This is a genomic window from Paenibacillus sp. FSL R10-2748 (genome assembly GCF_038005565.1).
GTDB lineage: Bacteria > Bacillota > Bacilli > Paenibacillales > Paenibacillaceae > Paenibacillus > Paenibacillus polymyxa_B.
The window spans coordinates 1-5,782 of the sequence record NZ_JBBOTK010000012.1 but is presented as its reverse complement, the minus strand read 5'-3'; the positions used below and the strand labels follow the sequence as shown (position 1 = coordinate 5,782).

General features: G+C 44.9%; 3 protein-coding genes. All 3 read right to left on the bottom strand.

Translation table 11 applies throughout. The annotated features are described in order from the left end of the window. Positions 1 to 50: 50 nt before the first annotated feature. Positions 51 to 1,916: an ABC transporter ATP-binding protein gene (locus NSS66_RS24645; RefSeq protein WP_028541394.1), complete on the bottom strand. Its 1,866-nt coding sequence runs from the start codon at positions 1,914 to 1,916 to the stop codon at positions 51 to 53. Next, complete coding sequence (locus tag NSS66_RS24640; protein WP_081365948.1) at positions 1,891 to 3,786, bottom strand: ABC transporter ATP-binding protein; 1,896 nt, start codon at positions 3,784 to 3,786, stop codon at positions 1,891 to 1,893. The genes NSS66_RS24645 and NSS66_RS24640 overlap by 26 nt, the downstream gene beginning before the upstream one ends. 216 nt (positions 3,787 to 4,002) lie before the next feature. After that, positions 4,003 to 4,827 carry a thioesterase II family protein gene (locus tag NSS66_RS24635; RefSeq protein WP_023988445.1) on the bottom strand — a complete coding sequence of 275 codons (825 nt, stop codon included), beginning with the start codon at positions 4,825 to 4,827 and terminating at the stop codon, positions 4,003 to 4,005. Between the last annotated feature and the right edge of the window lie 955 nt (positions 4,828 to 5,782).

Sequence of the window (5,782 nt, the reverse complement as noted above, 5' to 3'; positions counted from 1 at the left end):
CCGTTTCTCTCCTCGCAAAATAGATATTGGTAAAAAGGAAATTCGCATATTTATGCGGTTTGTTCCTCGGGATGCTTTCGAAATTGAAGCTCATACAGCTCTGCATAATGACCTCCCTCGGCAAGGAGCTGATCATGGGTACCCTGCTCTTTCAGTTCGCCATCGGCAAGGACACAGATCGTATCCGCCCGTTCAATCGTAGACAATCGATGGGCAATAACTAATGTCGTACGATCCTTCATCAGCTCATTTAAGCCCTGCTGGACTTCATATTCCGATTCTGCATCCAAAGCCGAGGTCGCTTCATCCAACAGCAAAATCGGTGCATTTTTGAGCAAAGCACGGGCAATTGCGATCCGCTGTCTTTGACCGCCGGACAAATTGGCTCCGCGTTCACCGACAATCGTGTCGTACCCCTCTGGCAGCTCGCCTATGAAGCCGCTGGCATAGGCTGTTTTGGCCGCAGCCTCTACTTCTTCATCCGTGGCAGCCGGTGAGCCAAAACGGATATTATCCGCTACTGTACCGTGGAACAGCGTAGCCTCCTGTGGTACATAGGCCATTAAATCCCTGACCTCATCCAACGGAAATTCTTCTGCCAAGCGACCACGAACCCGCAGCACACCTTCGTCCGGTGGGTAAAATCCCAGCAACAGCTTCATGACTGTGCTTTTGCCACCACCACTCGGGCCGACAAGCGCGGTTACCTGCCCTTCTGGCACGACCAAGTTTAACCTTTGCAGCGTTGGATGGTCAGGCTGATAGCCAAAGGTGATGTCGTGCAGCTCCAGCGCAGCCGGAGTCTGTTCAATGGCGTGGTCTGAACGCAAGCTCTCAACATCGCCATAGAATCCCCCAGATTCACGGGCTGATAAAGCTGCCGTCTCGGGATCGATAAGCCTAGTCAGCGGTCCCTTCTTTTTAGCCGCGGGGAACTGCTCCTCTTCCTTCGACTCATCCAGAATTTCACGAATACGCGCCAAGCCTGCCAAGGAGTTTTGTAACAGTGTTACAGCCGCCCCTAGCTCCAAAAACACCGTTGAAATACCGGTTTGCAGCTGCACAATCTGTCCCAATACCCCCAGTTCCATTTGCTTCTGCGATACCAGAATCAATCCGGCGACAAGCACACCGCCCAGCGTGATGAACTCTATGACAAAATTGCACATATCCTGCAAGCCCATATGACGTCCCTGCCGAATGCTGATGCGGTTTATGTCCTCGCTTGCATCGTTACAAAGTCCACCTACCTTTGTCCTCAACCCAAACAACTTCACCGTCTGCAAACCGGAAAGCAAATCACTCAATCGTTCCGTGAACCTGCTCATCCGTCCCTGTAACTCTTCACTCGTCTTTCGCATTTTCTTCGCGAAATGAGCGTTTATCCAGGCTGAAGCCAGCCCAAGTAAAACCGCCATAATCCCAAATCGCCAATCCAGAACCATCAAAATGACCAACGAGCCCAAGAAAAGCGAAATTTCTAGTATAATCGAGCGGATATGAACGGTGTAAGCCTGCTCCAGCGCCTGTACATCGTTCGTCATACGGGATACAAGATCACCCGAATGGTGTTTTTCGGCTTTTTCGTACGATAGCTTGACAATGTGGCCAAATAGTTTCATTCGTACATCGGCAATCGCCAGCTTTACACACCGTTTATACATATAGCTGCACAGGGGGGAAATAAGACTTAATGCCAAAAATGTACCACTGACCAAATAGACCGCTCGGTATAGCTCCTGTACATCGCCATTAACCGCAAAATTCAGCAAATAATGCACCACGAAAGAAAGTAAAATCGTGATGCTGGCATTGGTCAGACTATTGCCAACCAGCCCGGTAAAATACCATTTTCGATGCGGCTTCATCAGGGACATCAACTGCTTAAATTCATAAAACCCCTGCTTGAAGGTCACGACGCTCACTCCTTTCCTCAGGCAACGAATTACCGTTTTCCGCCGTATGCTGTTCTTCTTCAAAATTTTTCAAATACAGCTTTCGATACACACCATCACGACCTAGTAATTCCTCATGAGAACCCGATTCCACAATGCTCCCCTGATCGAGTACAATAATACGGTTCGCCTGACGTACGGTTGACAGTCGATGAGCAATGACCAGTACCGTCCGGTTTTGCATTACCGCATTCATCGCATTCTGCACCTGAGCCTCCGACTGACTATCGAGTGCTGAAGTCGGCTCGTCCAATAGAAGCAGCGGAGCATTTTTCAGTAATGCTCTTGCTATAGAAATACGCTGTTTTTGACCGCCAGACAATCCGCCTCCCCGCTCGCTTAACAGGGTTTCATAGCCCTCGGGAAGTTGAACAATAAAATCATGCGCATGTGCCGCTTTCGCCGCCTCGACAATTTCTTCCCGAGTCGCCTCCAGACGTCCATATCCGATATTTTCTGCAATGGTGGCCGGAAAAAGCGACGACTCCTGAGATACCATCGAAATATGACTGCGCAGGCTTGTTAAATTCCAATCTGTCAAACTCTTTCCAAATAGTTGAATGGTTCCGGCATGCTCTCCAGGTTCATTAAATCCGCAAAGCAGCTTGAAAATCGTGCTTTTACCGCCACCGCTGGCACCGACAATCGCCACCATATCCCCTTGCCCTGCCTGGAAGCTGATATCCTTCAGCACTGTGTTCCCTTCATCGTAGCCAAAGGTCAAATGCTCAAAGCTGACTATAGCAACACCATCAACGCCATCATCGCTTTCTGCTCCGCCTTCACTCATTCGGTTGGCTTCCCCATCTGCATCGTCTTCCAAATGAGGCGCCCTATTCTCTCGCCTCTGATCTACCAAGGTCATTTCGCCGTCCTGACGTTCATTCTGCCAATCCAGCACCTCAAACAAATGCTTTGCGGCTCCACCCGCTTCCTTCATTTGCGAAATGATTGTCGGCAGCATGGCAATCGGCTGTAATATGAACGAAATCAGGTATAAAAAAAGTACAATGCCTCCAGCATTCAGCTCTCCTTGTTGTATCAGGTATCCTCCGTATACAATGACCAAAATAATTGGTGTTGCCAGCATCATCACACCTACTGGAGTAATGGCTGCATAGCGCTTTTCTAGCCTTAAGCCGCGCTTGACGACCTCCTCCATAATCACCATATACTTCTTCAACAGCACAGCTTGCATATTGAATGCCTTGACGATAGGGATTCCTCCGATTGCATCTTGCCCCACAGCGTTCAAATGAGCAATTTTCTCCTGAAGATCTGCGGAATATTTTTCAATCGGCTTGCTCATTAGTGATGTTATGATCATTCCTATTGGCATGAGCGCAAGACTTGCCAATATCAGTTTCCAGCTTGTCAGTAAAAGCAATATGAGTGATGCCGTAAACACAAGCGGTAAATAAAACAGATTGGAAAACTGCTGGATAAAAAAGTTCTGTAATACTGCCGTATTATTGGTTAGACGGGATACCAAATCTCCGGTAAATTTCCTTTCCACGCTGGAAACCGGTAAATCGCAAAACTTATGTACGAGATCGCCTCTCAAGTCGCGCAGAGCACTAACACTAAAACGCGCTGAAGCGTACCTCATCACAAACTTACAGGGCATTCCAATTAGCGTCATACCAACAACCAGATAGATCATGTTCTGGGTAGAGGAGAATGTCCCCTGTGCCATTTGCTCAATAGCCTTACCCAAAATAATGTCAATAGCTGCCAAACACAAGGAGGCGATCACCGTTATGAAAACCCATAGATTATACGGCCTTACATAACGTGCGACTCTCCGAAAAGCAGAATTTGATCGAAACAAGGGCATCCCTCTTTTCGTTGCCCACACTTTTTCAGTGGGAACTTTTTATATTGGCTGTGGACGTCGTTGAGATAAACTCTGGGTTTGGATGCATGAGTATCCGTACAGAATAAAATGCGATTTTGAACTATGCTGGAATTTGCATCTTGTTTGTGGGTTGGTTGTCGATTGTTGCTGAGATGGTAATAACGAAGTGTATCGTGATGTGTGGGACATTCAACTCTGTCTGAATCGTGGTTGTAGGGTGCTTGTGTTGTAAGCTGTATGAGCTGCCGCCGCGTGGGCCATCGGCGAGGATGTAGAAAGAATGTTCTCGACTGCGCTCATAACTTCTTGTTCTTGTTCATGGATGAAAAAGTGATTACCTTCGAACATCTGAACATCCATAGGTGATGTCGTATGCTGTTGCCAGGCATGGAGTGAATCTGTGCTAACCTCAAAATCCATCATTCCGCCTAAAACGGTCATCGGACATACCAGTGGATTTCCCGGCTGATAAACATAAGTTTCACATACCTTAAAATCTGCACGCAGACGAGGCATAATAATTTGCATCAATTCTGCATTTTGCAGCACCTCTTCAGGTGTTCCCTGCATCAAACGAAGCTCTTCGGTGAAAGAATCGTCTGCTAAATCATGGAGTCGTTTTTTGGAGTATGGAAGATGTGGTGCGGATTTACCAGATATGATGATATGCACAGGTAGCTTTCCAGTTTTGCTGTACAACTGTCGTGCTGTTTCAAATGCAATCAGTGCACCCATACTGTGCCCAAAAAAAGCGAACGGCTTATGCATGTATGGGGCCATAGCGGGAATCAACGATTGAACGATGTCCTGAAGAGTATCCATTGGAGCTTCTGTTGAGCGGCTTTCACGTCCTGGAAGTTGTATAGGCAACACGTTAATATCAGGCGCGAACCTAGACTTCCAAGAGTTAAATATGTAAGCGCCACCACCAGCGTAGGGGAAGCAAAATAGTTGGAGCTTCGCAGTCGGTTGGACCTCTGTTTTTGCGAACCAAGATTGTGATCGAGTTGTCAAATGAATTCCTCCATCCTCTATGCAGTTCATAATTTTACAGTAAATCCTTATATCTCTTTTTTTCTTCCAACACTTTCTAACTGTTTTTAAATATACAAACTTTAAAACCGCTTGGCATGGGACAAAAGGGCTAAATTGATGGAGCTCATAAAAATAAAACAAAATCCATATTATGTTATTTGTTTCCAAACTTCAAAAGCAACAATTTCACTTTTTGTATTAGTTATCTGTCAATCATGATCTGTTAATTTAGTTTAAAACGAAATTTTTGGTTTTCACGAATTTTGTAAAACTAAACTCATTATGATTTACATTGAAGCTCCAACCCCTTATCCTACAACAATTTTATCTTTACATGCCATTAACATAAATGTAACAAATTCAACCTGATATCATCCGACAAATTCCGCCTTTTTCCGCAACTCTCTTTAACCTCCTAAATAAAGGATCGAATTTGTATCAAGCTCACATAAGCCAAAATTAATAACTCTTTAATTTTGTAATAAATATTGTTATTTCATAGTCCTAAAGGATCATATTTTGCATATTTTTTTCTGACTCTTCGTCTAAAAAATTCAGTTCGGATTGAGTTTTTCTCTCCCAAAGCTATGAATTTTCTTTTCAAACTCTAATAGAAACGTTTCTATCTCGCTTCAAAAGTACCTGTTCTCTAGAAATTTATAGCCTTACTTTTAATCTTCCCCCTCAAAAAACAGTAACGGCAAACAGCAAGGCTCCCTGTTGTTGGAGACTTGCTGCTTTATAAATTTCATTATGTTTGACTTCACTATCGGTCGATATGCAGAGTGTTGTAAGCTTTATTGTAGTTATCCCCCAATCATATTAATTTAGTGGAATGGAGTATATGTATGGGTTTCTTGTATATTTTCCAAAACGCGAAAGCCTTATGGTATACAAAAAGAGCACAGCCCATTAAGGCTGTGCTCTTTAATCT